This window comes from Mesorhizobium sp. M7A.F.Ca.US.014.04.1.1, assembly GCF_003998745.1.
Taxonomy (GTDB): domain Bacteria; phylum Pseudomonadota; class Alphaproteobacteria; order Rhizobiales; family Rhizobiaceae; genus Mesorhizobium; species Mesorhizobium ciceri.
Map to the genome: position 1 here is coordinate 1 of NZ_RZRW01001300.1, position 669 is coordinate 669.

The following is a 669-nucleotide window of genomic DNA, read 5'->3' on the forward strand; positions in this document are numbered from 1 at the left end:
AGCGCAAGGACGCCGACAAGCCGGTCAAGGAAGCGTCGTCGAAGCCGAAATCCGATGACAAGCAATTCAACGCCGACGAGATCTCCGCGCTCCTCGACAAGCAGAAACCATCCGGCGGCGGCGCCAAGCGCTCGACCCAGCAGGCGTCGCTCGGCGGCGACAAGGACCAAGGTCAGAAGCTCTCCAGGTCCGAAATGGGTGCCCTGGAAAGCCAGCTCGGCGGCTGCTGGACCCTTCCTGTCGGCCTTGAAGGTTCCGAGAACTTCCTCGTCGTGGTGCGGTTCAACCTGGATGCATCCGGTAAGCTGGACGGGCGCCCGGCGGTCGAAAAGTCGAGCGGAAATCGCCAGTTCGACGAAAGTGCCGTTCGTGCGGTGCAAAAATGCGATGTCACCGGCCTGCAAGTTCCCGCCGGCAAGCAGGACATCTGGGCCGACGTCCGCGTCACCTTCGATCCAAGGGAGATGCTCGGCCTCTAAGGCCCTGTCATCCGAAAATCAGTACGAGAAGCGAGAAGACATGAAATCAATCCTCAAGCCGCTCCTGATGGTCGCAGCAATGGCGATGGGCATGACCGCGGCAGGCACGTTGCCGGCGCTGGCGCTCGTCGAGCTCAACGTCAACAAGGGCAACGTCGAGCCGCTGCCGATCGCCATCACGGATTTCCAG

General features: G+C 61.9%; 1 protein-coding gene and 1 pseudogene. Both read left to right on the forward strand.

Annotated elements, in window-relative coordinates; genetic code table 11:
• On the forward strand, positions 1–479 hold a 479-nt coding region (locus tag EOA22_RS36190), incomplete at its 5' end, for an energy transducer TonB (protein WP_164756314.1).
• Positions 480–519: 40 nt separating this feature from the next.
• A pseudogene (tolB, locus tag EOA22_RS39420) lies at positions 520–669 on the forward strand (Tol-Pal system protein TolB); the annotation flags it as partial.